Raw genomic sequence first — 16,255 nt, forward strand, 5'->3', positions numbered from 1 at the left:
ACTTATTTACGTTAACGTGATGGAGGCGAATACTGATGAATATTTTAGTTACCGGGGGAGCCGGTTTTATCGCTTCACATATTGTCGATCAATTGATCATTTCTGGGCATCACGTACATATTTTTGATAATTTATCTACAGGTCGTAATGAAAATTTGAATCCCCTTGCTGTCTTTCATCAAGGAGATCTGTTAGATAATGGTTTAGCAGAGGCATTCACCGCTGCACGCCCAGAAGTCGTGATTCATCATGCTGCTCAAATCGATGTTCAGACCTCGCTTACTAATCCTTTATTAGACGCTAAAATAAACATTCTCGGCACCCTTGCCGTCTTGGAACAATGCAGGGAGCATGGTGTTCAGAAGCTGATTTACGCTTCATCTGCAGCTGTGTATGGAACCCCGCAATATTTGGGCGTTGATGAGAAGCATCCGATAAAGCCGCTATCCTTCTATGGTATTTCTAAACATACACCGGAACATTATATTGAGAGTTTTTCTTCTCTTTACGAGCTGGATTATACGATTTTGCGTTATGCGAATGTATATGGGATTAGACAGGATCCAAAAGGAGAGGGAGGCGTAGTCTCTATTTTCGTAGATAAGCTTCTTGCGGGTAAACAACCATTGATTTTTGGCGATGGGGAGCAAACGAGAGATTTTATTTATGTGAAAGATATCGTTCGCGCCAATATGGCCGCACTGAGTAAGGGCAGCCGTGGGTTATACAATATCAGTTGGAACGAGCAGACGAGTGTCAACGCTCTTCTTAAGGAAATGTGCGATATCAGCGGGATGAGCTTCAATCCCTCCTATGCACCTTCTCGTGCTGGAGATATCGTTCACAGCCGATTGGATAATCGTGCAGCGCTTGCCGGTTTGGATTGGAGTCCGGTATATACATTAAGGAATGGCTTACAGGAAACCTTTGACTATTACAAAGATCAATATCCGGTATAACTAATTGACTATTTCCGTATAACCATTTGGTGCGTCTATATGTAAAAACTTTAATTTACGGGCTTCTCTACCAGGGGAGCTCTCGTTATTTAAATGGATGGAAAATACGGTCAAGCCCTTCTTTTGTTCCTTTCGCAATCTGTCCACTCTTGTTTTCATCCACGCATCCTTTTTCCAATTCGCCCTCCAGTCCTCCCATAACAAACCATCAATATGAGGCAGCGCATAGTCGATTGTATCAAAGCCGCGATTCTGAATAAGGGAAAGCCCGGGATATTGATTTCTCACGTCTTGAAGGAAAGAACGGTAAGCTTCCCTTGTTTGGTTTTGAGTAGCTCCATCTTTAATCCAGTCATCGATATCCCCAACCGTATCTAGGAATATACCGTCCAAACCCTTGTCTGAGATAGATGTTTTGATTTCTGATAACAGCAGCTGACGGTAATGGGATTGCCGCAAGTCCATCAAATAAGAGTCCCATTGCTTGAAATGGATGCGCTCGCCATGCTTCAATAAATAATCAGAAGACAGAAGTTCCTTCACACGAAAGCTGTTCCAGGAAGGGGTTTCCATAACGCTTATATAACCTATAACGATAGTGCCCTTGGATTGAATGTCTTGTATCTGTACCTTTGAGAACAGTTGAGGTTCGATAATGATAAGATCTTTGGTCTTTAAGTGAATGATTGCTTGTTCTGTAGGTGTACCATAGTAGAGGGAGTAATCTTTCACGTTTTGAAAAGGTTTAGAAGCTTGGACTTGCTTCTTGAAGGGGAAAGAAAAAAAGACCATGGAGACGATAATGGCTGCTGTTACCTGAGATGTCTTCATCGCTTTTCACGGACCTCCCTGAAATTTGGATTAGCTTCATTATATGATAAAATATAACCTATCAACATTCAAACTTATCCTTTAACATATGTAAAATTTATGAAATCTGCAGCTAGATAAATGTAAGGAGTTGACAGCCATGAATCACCTAGCTATCGTGGATGACGATATTGTTCTACTACACATTTTACAGGATTTATTCGAAGTGAGAGGTCTTCAGGTCTCTGCCTTCAATGACCCTGTTGCTGCGTTAAAATCAATAAAGGCATTGAAACCGGATGCTGTGCTGTCCGATGTACTTATGCCGAATTTATCGGGATTTGAACTATGCCGCGAGCTTCGCTCGGATAAATCCTTTGCCAAAACACCGATTTTTCTGATGAGTGCGAAGCATTCTATAGGCGAATTATCGAAGTCTATGATGGCTGGAGCCGATGAGTATATTATTAAACCTTTTCAAACGGATGATATCTATGAGCAATTGAAACAGTTTTATAGGAAAAAAAACAACCCAATTATTATCAAACCCTTGGATAGTTAAAGTTTGGAGGAAACGCGATTGATTTTTCGACAAAATCGAAGCTGGTTAGCTTGGTGTGAGCTGGCTTTTTTTCTGGCCATTCTATTTATTATCCATATGGTGTACAACATTGATTGGTTGAGTTGGTCACCCAATCCATTTTTATTTGTTGTTCTTTACTTTTCGCTCCGCTATGGAACAAGGATAGGCGCAGCCACGGCGGTTGGAGCCAGCCTGCTGCATATCTTAACGTACCTCCAGATGAACGGTGATTTATATGGGCTCTTTGACCAATGGGATCAAGCGAAATGGTTCGTGTGTTATTGGGGGATCGCTTTATTTGTAGGTCACGTTTCCTCCGATTTACGTTTTCGATACGCCATTCTGGCGGATGAATTTGAGGACAATAAGCAGCAGCTAGCGAAAATGGATACCAGCTATCATGATCTTCTCTTTGTAAAGAAAGCCTTGGAAACGAAGGTCGTCGGTGCTCAAGAAAGCATGTATACCCTCTATAAAATTGCCAAGGCATTAGATTCCGAAGACTCGGAAATTATTTTCACGGATGCTGTACGCTTATGCAAAGATTTAATTCAGGCGGGTTCCATCGTCATCTATCGAATGAGTCCAGGCGGTGATGTACTGAGGCTGAAAGTCTATTACGGGGGAGAAACACATTATCCGGCCACAGTATTCCTAGATCAACCATCCTTGTACACCCAAGTATGTAAAGAGAAAACGGTTCAAGTACGACCGGAAGGAGAGTCGGTTGATATTCCTATACTTGCAGGACCTCTTCTGGATGAGAACAAGCAAATTATAGGCATTATAGGATTGAATGGACTTGATTTTGTTGCCTTGAACAAGCATACGATGGATCTGTTTCGACTTATTCTCACTTGGATGGGTGAGAGCTGTGTGAAAGCGTTCCAGAAGGAACAGAAGTTGAATGAACAGCGTTATTTCCCGAATACCCGGGTAATGAAACCGGATCATTTCTACGCCAAATTGAATGAAGAAACGATACGCGCAACCGATTTTGCCCAAAAATTCCTACTATTGCAGATTCCAATTGAGTTTAGTGAGATGGAAGAGTCAGATGCACTGATAGAAATCAATGGCTTGACACAGCAAATGCTGCGTGATGAAGATGCGATGGCCTACGATTCATTCCGCGGAGAACTGTTATTTTTACTTCCCGCCACGTCACCTGAACTGGCATCACGTATTGAAGACAGGATTAGGAATCGTTTCAATAGGGGGGGCTCAGAATGAGAGTCTCTCGGAATGTTCGGCATTTTGATGTTTCTCCTCACGCTTGGCTTGTCGTGGCCGTCAGTCTACTATTTGCAGTGTTAGATGGACTGCAGATCATAGGGCTTTCTTTTCATTGGACTAGCTTGCTGCTCCATCTCGTCCTTGTGCTCATTTATAATAGACTGCTCCATATCATCACCTTCAGAATCGAAGATAGATTGAGTGGCGGATGGGTGCAAACCATCATCCTTTTCTTTCCCGGTGTTGGATTTTTGGTTGGATCATTGGTCTTCTTTGGATTGTTGCTTTTTCGCTTTCGGCACGACTTTTACGAGGAATATGAGAACTACGTCCATTATTCCCCGCAATCGATGGAAAGCTATCATATTAATGTGGAAGCGGAATCGAACCGTCTGCCATTTCGTGAAATCCTGATGTCAGGCGAGCCTGTGGGCAAGAAGGAGGCTTTATTTTCTCTGCTTCAATATGAAGGCAATAATAAAGTGCAGTTATTTAACGAGGCACTGCGTAATGAAGATCCCGAAGTGGTTCATTATGCAGCGACAAGTTTGAACTATTTAAATGAGCAATATATACGAAGCATCAAGAAATGGACCTTACTTGTGCAGCAAGACGATAGAAGCTGGGAGACATGGAAGGAATTATTGGAAGCCTACCGACTTTATTTGGGAAGCCATTTATTGACGGAAGAACTCGCTATGGAAGTTAGACAGACGTTCAAACAATGGATAGGACGAGGACTTTCGCAATTCCCGGGTGAGCCCCGATTTATATTAGAGTTATGCAATCTGGCACGAATGGAAAAGGATTACCAGGCGGCCATCCGCCACGCTGAGCAGCTTTCCAATGTGGGTGAATATCGCTATATGGTTTATTTAACTAAAGCAGAAAAAATGTATGCAGAAGGAAAATTAACCGAACTTAGTCAATTTGCACAGCAATGGTTGGACAGCAGCATTGAGGTTCCGGACGAGCATCTGCCTGCGATCCAATTTTGGAAGGAGCTGAAGGAACAAGGTGTCCCGCAAGCTGATCATCTTTACATGCGTTATCGTTAGTGTGCTGCTGCTCGGTGTGGGGCTTCAAACCTTACGAACCGTCGACTTGTTTCCTTTATCCTCAGCAAGAAATGTGTATCAAGAGGCGCAGTTCTCGATGAAGAGCTCGGCACAATCATCCATAACAGGTGATAAACTGAGCCTGTATATGTATACCAATCCGAAAGATTCAGAAGGCAATAAGGTCAAAATCAACCTATTGGCAGCGCTAGGGCTTGCCAAATTGCATGCGGATTCCATAACGGCCGACGAATTGAGGACAATGAAACCAAATCCGTGGACGGTCATTTTACTTACTGGCGAAGATATAAGCGAGTTGGATCAGACCGTTATCCAGTCCTATTTGAATGAAGGCGGTCGACTCCTTGCCTATACGCGGTTTTATGCTCCTGAATGGAATGACATGCTGGGGATAGAAAGTAATAACGGATTCATTGAAAGAACGATACACGGCATAGAAGTCAACCAAACCGTATTTCCCGGCTATCCTAATCTTCCGGCAAGCAATGCGTTATTTTCCAACAGTATGTTGGATATTAAGCTTAAGCCGCAGGTTAAAATTTATTTATCGGCCGAAGGAGTGCCAATGCTCTGGAAAAATAACTATGGGCAGGGAAGCGTCGTGTTCTGGAACTCAACCAGCAGTATCCAGAAGGTAGGTCGAGGGCTTATGGTTCAATCTATTGGTCTTGCTCTAGACAGCCTGGTTACTTCACAAGTGGCAGTACGAAGTCTGAATATTGATGATTTCCCATCCCCCGTTCCACTTGTCGTTAATCCGCTGATTCGTCAGGAGTACGGACTTAGCACACCTGCCTTTTATGAACGGATTTGGTGGGCAGATATGGCTCGTTTCGCGAAGCTCTATGGGTGGAAGTATACGGGCCTCATGATTGGGAATTATCAGAATCAGACGAGTTCTCCTCTTCCAACGCTTTTGGGGAACTATCCGAAGATCATGCCGTATTTTGGCAGTAAGCTGCTAGGTCTGGGTGGAGAGATTGGTCTGCATGGCTATAATCATCAATCTCTCGTTACGCCAGAGGAACCAATTAACAGTAATCTCGGCTATGTTCCTTGGCCCGATAAAGCATCCATGGTCCAAAGTCTTCAGCGTATGGTAGAGCTTGCGAACAACTTGTTTCCTGGGCATGAGCTGAAGACCTATGTGCCTCCGTCCAATGTGTTGAACAAGACGGGGAAGGCAGCGATTGCTGAAGCCGTACCCTCCATTGATATCATCGCTTCCCTTTATTATGCGGGGGAAGAAGAAGGCTTTCTGGAGCAGGAATTCGGGGTGGACAGTGAATTTCCGCAATTCACGAATTTCCCCCGTATTTCTTCCGGTTACTGGCTGGACGACAGTACGAAATTTTACGTAAATGATGTTATTGCTAATTTTGGTTTGGTGAATCACTTTGTACATCCGGACGATGCGCTCGATATCAAACGTTCCTCAGGAAAAGGCTGGAAGTTCTTGAGTGCGCAATTCGAAGCATGGATGGCTTCGCTCAATAAAAGCTATGCGTATCTTCAACCATTAACGGTTAGGGACGCCGTGAAAAAACTTAGTATCTATTCGGCTGGGGAAGTCTACGTTCATTACAGTCAAGATGTAATTACGATTACGACCAAGGATGAACTGGTCCCCATGCATTACACCGTTCGCGTACCAGATAACCGAACACCAGAGATTTCCAAGGAAGCTGGCGTACTGACACGTATGGACTATACGGACGGACTTTGGCATTTGGAGGCTCATCAACCTACTGTGACCCTACAATTGAAGGAAATGAAGCCATGAAAATCGCATTGATAGCGGAAGGAAGTTACCCTTATGTGTCAGGCGGGGTAGCGAATTGGATTCAAATGTTGGTCTCGGCAATGCCGGAGCATGAATTTGAAATCATCGCGATTTCTTCATCGCGCAAAGAGGCCTCAAGCTATAAATACAAGCTTCCGCCCAACATTACAGGCATTCATGATGTTTTCATCATGGATTACCTGAATCTAGAGGAGGGGAAGTCTCCACGGTTAACCAAGAAAGAGGCTGCATCCTGTCTGGAGTGGTTTGCATTTCAAAAAAATTCCGAACAAACTATTCCCTGCATTGCTGATCCTAATAAGTTGGGAAATCCGATTACCTTTATGAAAAGTGAAATGTTTTGGGATTTCCTGGTTGCTTCCTATGAGCAAGAAATGCCGAATCATTCGTTTAATAGCTATTTCTGGACGTGGAGATCCATGTACCTCCCCGCCATCTATCTGCTGCAGCAGTCCTATCCAATAGCCGATGTGTATCATGCTGTTTCAACCGGATATGCTGGCTTGATCGCCACCTATTTGCGAATGAAGAATAAGAAGCCATTCCTGCTTACGGAGCATGGCGTTTATGCACGTGAACGGGAAGAAGAGATTTTGAAATCAGCCTGGGTAGATCCTCCATTCAAGAAAAGATGGATCGACTATTTCTACCATATGTCTCAAGGTACTTATCACACGGCTGACCGAACCATTTCTCTTTATAAAGGTACGCATCAAATTCAACTGGAGCTCGGACTTCATGCTGAGAAAGCGATGATTATCCCCAATGGCATTGATTATCACAGATTGTCAGTGCTTCCAAGAGATCCAAGTACCTCTGGTGGAGGAATCGTATTCGGGGCCTTAGTGCGACTCGTACCCATTAAGGATATCAAGACGATGCTCTATGCAGTTCGGCTCGCCAGTCATGACATTCCTGATATGCAGCTTTGGATTATGGGGCCTACGGACGAAGATCCTGATTACTATCAAGAATGCATAGCCTTAACCCGCAATCTCCATTTGGAGGAGATCGTTACCTTTATGGGAAAGGTAGCGATTGACGAATATTTACCTAAGATTGATGCGCTCATACTGAGTTCGATTAGTGAAGGTCAGCCCCTCGCAGTTCTGGAAGGAATGGCCGCAGGAATACCATGGATCTGTACGGAGGTAGGCAGCTGCCGCGAGCTGCTGGAGGGGAAGGATGAGCACGATGTCGGAATAGCCGGCTATATCGTTCCTCCTGTTAATCCAAAAGCGATGTCTGAGGCTATGGTGAAAATGTATACACTCCCAGAAGAGCGAACCTATATGGGACAAGTAGGACGCAATCGTGTGGAAGCCTATTATCAGATTGATCATTTTATTGATGCTTATCGGCAGTTATATGATGAGGTGGTTACTTAATGGCGGGAATCGGATTTACCCTGCAGAAGTTGTTCCGCGATGACTATCTTACACTAAGAGTTCGGGCATATGCTTATGCTTCTTTCATTGCTGCGGGTCCTTGGATGCTATCTGTCGGCAGCATTGCTCTGATTAACTTTATGCTTGTTCAATTCGGTCATGTCGATGACGCTCAGCGTCAATTGTTCATTGTTACGGTATCGTATTGTTTCATTTTCTCGCAAATACTTTCCGGGGGCTGGCAGCTGAGTGTTACAAGGTATTTGGCCGATCATTTTTTTCAAAATCGTCTTGAGGTAGTTACCCCTACCTATGTGGGTATAAGCAGGATCATACTCGGCATTTCACTCCTTATTGCTGTGATTTTTTATTGGTCGTCTCCGTTATCAATGGTGTATAAAGTGACGAGCGTATTGTTATTTTTCATGATTGGACAAATTTGGCTGGCTATGGTCTTTTTAACCGCGGCTAAGGATTATAAGATTATTTCATATTCGTTTTTGGCTGGTGGTCTGGTCTCGATCATAGGTGTGAATGTTCTGCTGAGGTATCCTATTGCTTTCGAGCAACATGAGCAGGCAACCAACATTTTAATAGGTTTTAGCTGTGGTATTCTTCTTACCATGAGCATGCTGGTATTTGTGCTGCTGCGCTCGTTTCCGGCTAAAGAAGCGTCTAATCCATATGGTTTTTTACATTATGTCGATAAATACCCTTCGCTCCTGTGGATCGGATTTCTTTATAACATAGGCGTTTGGACACATAACATTATCATTTGGTTAGGACCATCAGGTGTACGGATCGAGGAGACGTTTATGTATAGCCCCATCTATGACACCCCTGTCTTTCTGGCCAATCTGACGATCATTCCGTCACTCGTTCTATTCGTCGTTTCCGTGGAGACGCAATTTTATGATAAATACAAAACGTTCTACGGCTATGTAACCCATGGCGGAACCTTGGAGATGATCACCAAGGCGAAGAAGCGAATGGTTGATGTGCTCTGGCGGGAATTATATCGTCTGACGAAGCTGCAAGGCCTATTGACGCTATTTATCATTATTATCAGTGATATGCTTCTAGAGAGGCTTGGCCTCCAAGAAATCGTAATCGACATTTTTAAGATGTGTGCGCTAGGAGCACTGATGAATGCCATCATGCTCATTCATATCTTAATCATGCTGTATTTCGAAGATCGTAAAGGGGCGGTCATCACAGGGGGGATCTATTTTGCCTTCAATGTGATACTGACCTTCGCAATGCTGCCTCTTGGCTTCGATTATTATGGGTTTAGCTACTTTATGGCAGGGCTTGCTGCTTACAGCTGGAGCGGGTTTCGATTGCTGACATTCTTGAAGCGGATCGAGGTTCATACCTTTATTTCACAAAGCATCATTTACAAGGAAGTACGAGGATTGTTCACCCGTTTAAGTGAAAAAGCTTACTGGCGATTGTAAAATTAATAGGCTTCGGCGTATGCATAAACAACTTCTATAGACAACTATAGAGGTTGTTTTTTTCATTGTTCCGCATCGCGTTTAGTGGTCAAGATAAAACAGTTCCAAATAAATACTGCAGCTTGGCTATCTAGCCGACTTTCTAGCAGCCGCGGGCGTCATCCCCAGTACTCTTTTGAACATGGCGTGAAAATGGGGTAAGCTCTCGAAGCCGCACATTTCTGCGATGCTGCTAATGTTGAGGTCGTTTTCGCTAAGCAGCTGCTTCGCTCGGATAATTCGTTTGGTCATGATATAGGCGGTAATATTCATCCCAACTAACTGTTTGAATACCCGGCTGAAATGAGCAGGTGTAACGGAGGCTTGCCTCGAAAGCGTCTTAAGGCCGATGTCCTCACAGAAATGTTGATCGATATAGAGCAAGATATCCCTCATCCACATAGGGGGAGCAATGGAATCCCCTGTGTTAGGCTTCGTGCCAGCACCCAAATCACGATTCAAAAAAAGCAGGAGTTGAAGCAGCTGCAGCAAGATAGCTTGCCGGTGTCCCAAATGGGGATGTTTGCATTCATATTGAATGGATTCCAACCACACATCTAAGTGTTGACGCTGCGGGAGCAGCGTTTCAAACTTGTAATTGTGGTGTTCTGCGGCTTGCTCGAAGGCATGCAAATAAGAGAAAGAGTCACCAAGGTTAGGAGCTTGTACGATGCTGGGGCTGAAATAAATTGCTGTGGACGTTACAGGCATCTCTCTATCCGGCGTTGCCCGGTGAATCGTATTGCCAGGGATGAGGAAGAGATCGCCTTGCTTCATTTCATAAAAAGTATGATCGATAAAAAAGGTTCCCTTACCTTGATACACATACACAATTTCATACCAATCGTGGAAATGCTCAGGGAGCTCGCTTTGCGAGCTCTTCGTACTTTTATAGGCAAATGAAAACGGGAAAGCATCGTTTGAATCGAAAACTTTACGTACAGGATGCATAGGATCCCTCCTTCAAGTTAGCTCGTGTCCATGATATCAAAAAACAGTATAAAGATGCTAGTTATCGTTATTTCATATGATTTATTTGGTGATACAATAGAAGAAAGCGGTACCAAATATGGATCATGAAGAGGAGAATCTCTATGCGGATCGACGCACATCAACATTATTGGAAGTTGGATCGGGGTGACTATGGATGGCTTACACCGGAACTGTCAGTATTATACCGTGATTTTCTGCCGGACGACTTATTGCCTCACCTGCACCAGCACAAACTGGATCAAACCATTGTTGTTCAAGCGGCGCCGACATTAGAAGAAACGGATTATCTACTATCACTAAGCGAGGAATCAGATACAATTGCCGGTGTCGTAGGTTGGCTCAATCTGGATGCCCCTGACTTCCATATCCATTATAAAAGGTTTAGCCAACATCCCAAATATGTAGGCTTTAGGGTCATGATTCAAGAAATGCCGGATGCGAGTGTTATACTTGAGCCTCATTTTGTAGAAGCGTTACGTTATTTTGCAGAAAGAGATGTACCCGTTGATTTGCTTGTCGTATCTCATCAGTTGGAGCCAGTAGTTCAGCTTTTGAATTTGGTTCCGGGTTTACGCGCGGTTATCGATCATATAGCTAAGCCGCGAATTGCGGATGGCGTTCTTGAGCCTTGGAAAAGTCAAATGGCGGCTATTGCGCAGCATCCAAAACTATATTGTAAGCTATCCGGTATGGTGACAGAAGCCAATCATACGGATTGGAAGCGTGAGGATTTTACGGCTTATATCCAGCATGTGCTGGGTGTATTCGGAACGGAGCGTGTATTATTCGGCAGTGATTGGCCGGTTTGTTTGCTCGCAGCCGATTACGATGACGTTGTTGATGTGCTTACTCAAGATTTGCCAGCAAATTGGACGGAAGCAGATAAAGCTCGCTTATTCGGACTAAATGCAAAGGAATTTTATAAATTATGAAGTATCGTAAGGTAAAGCGATAGCCCAATTGGATCGGGATCGTTTCTTATTGACAACAAAGGCTGTGCTTGGCGTACATATCGATGGGGGGGATGAGAGAGCTGATCGCCTTGCCAGTTAGCCTTCTCATCAAGACGATGGTTTTGTGAAAAAGGCGTGCTCAGTTTGGCTGGGCGCGCTTTTTTGCGCTCTCAGGCGGCGTTGAGGTTTGTTCAGGTACCAACTCAAGTTATTTTTACCTTGGCTCAACTCCCTGGGCTCTCCAGCTCGGCAACGAAAGCCGATGCTGCAGTCGAGAGCGGCATATTTTTCAAAGTGATAATACCGATCTTAGTCGACGGAATGGTAGCGTCTATATTCACCTCAAACAAGCTTCCGTCAGCGAGCTCCTTCGCTACAAATTCTTTGGTTACGAAGGAAACGCCAAAGCCGATCTTGGCGAATTCAATGAGTAAATCCACGCTGCCGAGCTCAATTTCCGGTTCAAGCAGCAAGCCATTTTCACTGAACAGTCGGGTGACGAATTTCCGTGAAGAACTGTTACTCGAAAATAAGATAATCGGGTAGGTCAACAGCTTAGCAAGGGAGACTTTTCCTACTGATAGCTCTCGGTATTTGGGCCCCGTTACGAAGCAATCCTGAATGGTAATGCCTTCTCGCACCTGTAATTGATCATCTAGAATAGGCGTCCTAACAATGCCAATATCAATCTTGCCCTCCTTCAGATGCTTGACAATTTCCGGTGTCGTTCCGTGGACTAAGTTAATCTGCACATGCGGATACTGCACGTGAAATGACTCCAAGAAAGGGATCAGATAGTGTTTGCACAAGGAGTCACTGCCGCCAATTTTGATTTCTCCGCTAGAGAAATTTCGAAGCTCACTTAATTTCTCTTCTGCGAGTGAAATGAAATTGTACGCTTGTTCGATGTAGGAATACAGCACAGCGCCTTCCTTTGTAAGCTCGACACCTTTGGACGTTCTGGCAAACAGCTGCAGCCCGAGAGTATCTTCTAACAATTTGATGGAGTGAGAGACGCTGGGCTGGGTAATGTACAGCTCTTTTGCTGCTTTAGACAAGCTGCCGGATTTGGCAGTCAGATAAAATACTTTATAAAGCTCAAAATTCACCATATAGACACCTTCTATAGCGAGTATCAAAACTATCAATTATTTGAATGCTTCATCTATCTTTATAATAAAGAGTAGACGGAAGTAATTCAACCAAATCGATGGAGGCGAATCTCTTTTGAATCAGACAACTGTTGGCATTGAAGAGTTAAGCATCAATACAATTAGAACGCTTACAATCGATGCAGTCGAGAAAGCGGCTATGGGTCATCCGGGTATGCCAATGGGTGCTGCCCCTATGGCGTATGCACTTTGGACACAGCATTTGAAGCACAATCCGAAGAATCCGAAATGGGTTGATCGTGATCGGTTTGTTCTTTCGGCAGGACACGGCTCAATGCTGCTTTATAGTTTGCTGCACCTAAGCGGTTATGATGTGACCCTTGACGACATCAAGGAATTCCGTCAATGGGGAAGCCGCACACCAGGGCATCCCGAGTATGGTCATACGGCAGGCGTTGAAGCGACAACGGGTCCACTAGGTCAAGGAGTTGCTATGGCTGTCGGAATGGCAATGGCTGAAGCCCATCAGGCCTCCGTTTATAATAAACCGAACTTCCCAATCGTTGATCACTTCACGTATGCTATTTGCGGAGATGGCGACTTGATGGAAGGTGTTTCCTCCGAAGCTGCTTCATTGGCAGGACATTTGAAATTGGGCAAGCTAATTGTGCTCTACGATTCAAATGATATTTCGCTCGACGGCGAGTTGAACATGTCGTTCTCTGAAAATGTCCGGACGCGTATTGAATCCTATGGTTGGCAATACTTACGTGTGGAAGAGCAAAACAACGTCGCGGCGATTTCCGCCGCGATCGAAGAAGGGAAGGCGGATCTGGGTCGTCCAACCCTGATTGAGATCAAAACCACGATCGGCTTCGGCAGTCCGAACAAAGCCGGCATAGGCGGCCACGGCGGCACGCATGGCTCGCCGCTCGGCAAAGAAGAGCTGCTGCTGACGAAGCAGGCTCTGGGTTGGCCGCTCGAGCCGGACTTCTATGTCCCGGCCGAGGTTTACAAGCACTTCGCCCAGCACAAGGAGCTGGGCGCTCAATCCCAAACCAGCTGGGAGCAGCTGTGGAACAGCTACCAAGCTGCGTACCCCGAGCTCGCTCAGCAATTCGAGCTCGTGAATCGCGGCGACCTTCCAGCAGACTGGAACGCCGACGTGCCGCGCTTTACCCCAGAAAGCGGCGCAATCTCGACGCGCACCGCTTCGGGCAAAGTGATTAACGGCTTGGCGAAGCGGGTACCTCAGCTTGTAGGCGGCTCCGCCGACCTAGCGAGCTCCAACTTCACCATGATTAACGACGCTGCGGCATTCAGCGCGGTCGATTACAGCGGCCGCAACTTCTGGTTCGGCGTCCGTGAGTTCGCCATGGGCGCAGCGCTGAACGGCATGCTGCTGCACGGCGGATTGCGCGCTTTCGGCGGAACGTTCCTCGTGTTCAGCGACTATTTGCGCGGGGCGATTCGTTTGTCCGCGCTCATGAAGCTCCCTGTTGCGTACGTGTTCACGCACGACAGCATCGCTGTCGGCGAAGACGGTCCGACGCATCAGCCGATCGAACAGATCCCATCCCTGCGGATGATTCCGGATCTGACACTGTTCCGCCCTGCGGACGCAAACGAAACAGCAGCGGCTTGGGAGTATGTCCTGAGGGCGAAGGAAGGCCCGTTCGTATTCGCGCTTTCACGTCAGAATTTACCGGTGCTTCCGGGCACGGATCATCTTGCTTATGCTCATATTCATCAAGGAGCTTATATTTTATCCGATGTTGATGCATCAGCTACTCCTCATATTCAACTCATCGCAACGGGCTCGGAAGTGAGCTTAGCACTTGACGTGAAGAAGCAGTTGGCGCAAGATGGTATTGGGGCTCGTGTAATTTCCATGCCAAGCCGTGAATTGTTCGAGCAGCAGCCTGAAGAGGTGCGGAATGCCATCCTTTTACCACAAGTAAAAGCAAATGTTGTCCTTGAGATGGCCTATCCTGCTGGATGGGAAGAGATTACGGGAGGCGATGGCTTCGTTGTGGGCATCCGTAAATTTGGTGCATCAGCGAAGGCAGATCGAGTCATTCGTGAATACGGCTTTACGGCAGATGCAATCGTTCAACAAATCAAACAGAAGTATTTCCAATAAGAGCCCACAAAAGGGAGAAAAGGTAGGGATACAGATGAAATTGTTTATCGACACAGCCAATGTAGACGAAATTCGCAAAGCTCACGCATTAGGTGTTGTTGCAGGAGTAACGACTAACCCTTCACTGATTGCTAAAGAAGGCAGAGATTTCTTCGAAACTGTGAAAGAAATCATCTCCATCGTCGGCGATGTACCGATTAGTGCGGAAGTCGTTTCATTGAAAGCAGACGAAATGGTTGAACAGGGTAAGAAGCTTGCTAAACTAAGCCCGAATGTGGTTATTAAGCTTCCAATGACATTGGATGGACTTCAAGCGACTAGCGTTTTCAGATCACTGGGCATCCCAACGAACGTAACCTTGATCTTCAGCTCGACGCAAGCTTTACTGGCTGCACGCGCAGGGGCAACTTATGTGTCTCCCTTTATCGGACGTTTGGATGATATCAACCAAGTGGGGATGAATCTTATCAAAGAAATCAGCCAAATTTTCCAAGTACACGGTATCAAATCAGAAATCATCTCCGCCAGCGTTCGTCACTCCGCTCACGTGATTGAAGCCGCGCTTGCAGGGTCACATATTGCTACAGTGCCTTACAAAGTCATTGAGTCCATGAGCAAGCACCCGCTGACAGATGCAGGGATCGAGAAATTTTTGGCAGATTGGGAAGGCGCAAACCAAGAAAAGTTTTAAGCGCAGGAAGACTCGCTGTAAGAAGCGGGTCTTTTTTTATTCAATTACAGCCTTTTTTCCCATCATAAGATATAGTAAATGTAAGTTTATTCGGATTTATAAAAGGAGCCATATCACCATGATTATTAGCGATGTTGAGCATTTTGAGCAGGAACGTCATCTGTGGCCGCCAGCCGTATCACGGGGTATCGATTACATTTTGAATCACAATTTAGGTGAAGCGGAAGCGGGCAGATACGACCTGGAAGGCGATAACGGCCATCTGATGTTCGCCAATGTGCAGGAGGTTGTGACCCGACCATCTGGGGAGCAAATGCCTGAATCCCATATGATATACACGGATATTCAGTTTCTAGTCAGCGGCGAGGAAAAGCTTTGTTTTTATAAGCTGCATTCGGGTGCTAAAGTGGTCGATAATAAGTTTGAATCCCATGATATTGCCTTTTATGAATCAGATTCCTCTCAACAAGAAACGGAAATTCTTTTGAAGCCCGGTATGTTTGCGGTTTGCTTTCCTTCCGATATCCATCGTCCGAATTGCTCCATAACGGAGGAGAAGACGAACAAGAAGATTGTTATTAAAATCCATAAAGATCTCTTGCAGCTTTAACCAATCTGTTCCACTGAACTTTCCCAACCTCTCATAGGTCTTGGAAAGTTTTTTATTAACTGAATATTTTACACCTGCCTCTGAACATTGTCACATGCCGCTTTGAGCCTGGCTATCTTATACTAATTGTGTATGTATATTTGCAAGCGCTGTCATCCCGATGGTGCGCCGGATTTATGGTACCCCTTTGACTTTTATGTTAAAAGGTTACTTCGATACCCTGCCATACGAGATGAAGGAATCGGCCGAAATCGATGGCTGCTCGAGAGTGGGCATCCTGTTCCGGATCATCCTTCCAGTTTCCATACCTAGCTTAATTGCCACCGCGTTATTCGCTTTCGTAAATGCTTGGAATGAATTTATGTTCGGCTTTGTGTTCATTAATGGTTAAAGACTGA

15 protein-coding genes are annotated in these 16,255 nt (G+C 45.3%); 12 read left to right on the forward strand and 3 right to left on the reverse strand.

The genetic code is table 11. From position 1 onward, the window contains the following. Positions 1-35: 35 nt before the first annotated feature. Positions 36-959: an NAD-dependent epimerase/dehydratase family protein gene (locus tag NYR53_RS06635; RefSeq protein ID WP_261304458.1), complete on the forward strand. Its 924-nt coding sequence runs from the start codon at positions 36-38 to the stop codon at positions 957-959. Here the strand turns inward: NYR53_RS06635 and NYR53_RS06640 are convergent, their stop codons facing one another. Then, positions 960-1,790 carry a glycoside hydrolase family 191 protein gene (locus NYR53_RS06640; RefSeq protein ID WP_261304459.1) on the reverse strand — a complete coding sequence of 277 codons (831 nt, stop codon included), beginning with the start codon at positions 1,788-1,790 and terminating at the stop codon, positions 960-962. Between the two features lie 139 nt (positions 1,791-1,929). Here NYR53_RS06640 and NYR53_RS06645 point away from each other — a divergent pair, with 139 nt between their 5' ends. Genes NYR53_RS06645 through pelG form a run of 6 tightly spaced genes read left to right on the forward strand, consistent with a single transcriptional unit; the run spans position 1,930 to position 9,316 of the window. Then, positions 1,930-2,331, forward strand: a complete 402-nt coding sequence (locus NYR53_RS06645; RefSeq protein ID WP_261304460.1) for a response regulator — start codon at positions 1,930-1,932, stop codon at positions 2,329-2,331. An 18-nt stretch (positions 2,332-2,349) separates the two neighbouring features. Further along, on the forward strand, positions 2,350-3,585 hold the full coding sequence (locus NYR53_RS06650) for a hypothetical protein (RefSeq protein WP_261304461.1): 1,236 nt from the start codon (positions 2,350-2,352) through the stop codon (positions 3,583-3,585). After that, on the forward strand, positions 3,582-4,646 hold the full coding sequence (locus NYR53_RS06655; protein WP_261304462.1) for a tetratricopeptide repeat protein: 1,065 nt from the start codon (positions 3,582-3,584) through the stop codon (positions 4,644-4,646). The genes NYR53_RS06650 and NYR53_RS06655 overlap by 4 nt, the downstream gene beginning before the upstream one ends. Beyond that, positions 4,606-6,450 carry a DUF2194 domain-containing protein gene (locus NYR53_RS06660; RefSeq protein WP_261304463.1) on the forward strand — a complete coding sequence of 615 codons (1,845 nt, stop codon included), beginning with the start codon at positions 4,606-4,608 and terminating at the stop codon, positions 6,448-6,450. Before NYR53_RS06655 ends, NYR53_RS06660 begins: the two co-directional genes overlap by 41 nt. Next, positions 6,447-7,859 carry a GT4 family glycosyltransferase PelF gene (gene pelF, locus NYR53_RS06665; RefSeq protein ID WP_261304464.1) on the forward strand — a complete coding sequence of 471 codons (1,413 nt, stop codon included), beginning with the start codon at positions 6,447-6,449 and terminating at the stop codon, positions 7,857-7,859. The genes NYR53_RS06660 and pelF overlap by 4 nt, the downstream gene beginning before the upstream one ends. Further along, positions 7,859-9,316, forward strand: coding sequence for an exopolysaccharide Pel transporter PelG (gene pelG / locus NYR53_RS06670; protein WP_261304465.1), 1,458 nt, complete (start codon positions 7,859-7,861; stop codon positions 9,314-9,316). Before pelF ends, pelG begins: the two co-directional genes overlap by 1 nt. 126 nt (positions 9,317-9,442) lie before the next feature. Here pelG and NYR53_RS06675 read toward each other — a convergent pair whose 3' ends face one another. Next, positions 9,443-10,306, reverse strand: a complete 864-nt coding sequence (locus tag NYR53_RS06675; RefSeq protein WP_261304466.1) for an AraC family transcriptional regulator — start codon at positions 10,304-10,306, stop codon at positions 9,443-9,445. A 143-nt stretch (positions 10,307-10,449) separates the two neighbouring features. Between NYR53_RS06675 and NYR53_RS06680 the strand changes: the two genes are divergently transcribed. Further along, positions 10,450-11,280: an amidohydrolase family protein gene (locus tag NYR53_RS06680; protein ID WP_261304467.1), complete on the forward strand. Its 831-nt coding sequence runs from the start codon at positions 10,450-10,452 to the stop codon at positions 11,278-11,280. Positions 11,281-11,525: 245 nt separating this feature from the next. Here NYR53_RS06680 and NYR53_RS06685 read toward each other — a convergent pair whose 3' ends face one another. Then, complete coding sequence (locus NYR53_RS06685) at positions 11,526-12,413, reverse strand: LysR family transcriptional regulator (protein ID WP_261304468.1); 888 nt, start codon at positions 12,411-12,413, stop codon at positions 11,526-11,528. Between the two features lie 115 nt (positions 12,414-12,528). Between NYR53_RS06685 and tkt the strand changes: the two genes are divergently transcribed. The 4 genes from tkt (at position 12,529) to NYR53_RS06705 (ending at position 16,248) form a co-directional block, all read left to right on the forward strand. Next, positions 12,529-14,556, forward strand: coding sequence for a transketolase (tkt, locus tag NYR53_RS06690; protein WP_261304469.1), 2,028 nt, complete (start codon positions 12,529-12,531; stop codon positions 14,554-14,556). A 34-nt stretch (positions 14,557-14,590) separates the two neighbouring features. Continuing rightward, positions 14,591-15,247, forward strand: coding sequence for a fructose-6-phosphate aldolase (gene fsa / locus NYR53_RS06695; protein WP_029197441.1), 657 nt, complete (start codon positions 14,591-14,593; stop codon positions 15,245-15,247). 118 nt (positions 15,248-15,365) lie between these two features. Beyond that, positions 15,366-15,857: a NanQ anomerase/TabA/YiaL family protein gene (locus tag NYR53_RS06700; RefSeq protein ID WP_261304470.1), complete on the forward strand. Its 492-nt coding sequence runs from the start codon at positions 15,366-15,368 to the stop codon at positions 15,855-15,857. 160 nt (positions 15,858-16,017) lie between these two features. Then, positions 16,018-16,248: an ABC transporter permease subunit gene (locus NYR53_RS06705; RefSeq protein WP_261304471.1), complete on the forward strand. Its 231-nt coding sequence runs from the start codon at positions 16,018-16,020 to the stop codon at positions 16,246-16,248. Positions 16,249-16,255: the final 7 nt, after the last annotated feature.

Source organism: Paenibacillus andongensis, assembly GCF_025369935.1.
GTDB classification, from domain to species: Bacteria; Bacillota; Bacilli; order Paenibacillales; family NBRC-103111; genus Paenibacillus_E; species Paenibacillus_E andongensis.

Bases quoted from the DNA above. Each gene is read 5' to 3' on its own strand.
- NYR53_RS06635 (WP_261304458.1), top strand. From the start codon at position 36: ATGAATATTTTAGTTACCGGGGGAGCCGGTTTTATCGCTTCACATATT.
- NYR53_RS06640 (WP_261304459.1), bottom strand. From the start codon at position 1,790: ATGAAGACATCTCAGGTAACAGCAGCCATTATCGTCTCCATGGTCTTT.
- NYR53_RS06645 (WP_261304460.1), top strand. From the start codon at position 1,930: ATGAATCACCTAGCTATCGTGGATGACGATATTGTTCTACTACACATT.
- NYR53_RS06655 (WP_261304462.1), top strand. From the start codon at position 3,582: ATGAGAGTCTCTCGGAATGTTCGGCATTTTGATGTTTCTCCTCACGCT.
- pelF (WP_261304464.1), top strand. From the start codon at position 6,447: ATGAAAATCGCATTGATAGCGGAAGGAAGTTACCCTTATGTGTCAGGC.
- pelG (WP_261304465.1), top strand. From the start codon at position 7,859: ATGGCGGGAATCGGATTTACCCTGCAGAAGTTGTTCCGCGATGACTAT.
- NYR53_RS06675 (WP_261304466.1), bottom strand. From the start codon at position 10,306: ATGCATCCTGTACGTAAAGTTTTCGATTCAAACGATGCTTTCCCGTTT.
- NYR53_RS06680 (WP_261304467.1), top strand. From the start codon at position 10,450: ATGCGGATCGACGCACATCAACATTATTGGAAGTTGGATCGGGGTGAC.
- NYR53_RS06685 (WP_261304468.1), bottom strand. From the start codon at position 12,413: ATGGTGAATTTTGAGCTTTATAAAGTATTTTATCTGACTGCCAAATCC.
- fsa (WP_029197441.1), top strand. From the start codon at position 14,591: ATGAAATTGTTTATCGACACAGCCAATGTAGACGAAATTCGCAAAGCT.
- NYR53_RS06700 (WP_261304470.1), top strand. From the start codon at position 15,366: ATGATTATTAGCGATGTTGAGCATTTTGAGCAGGAACGTCATCTGTGG.
- NYR53_RS06705 (WP_261304471.1), top strand. From the start codon at position 16,018: ATGGTGCGCCGGATTTATGGTACCCCTTTGACTTTTATGTTAAAAGGT.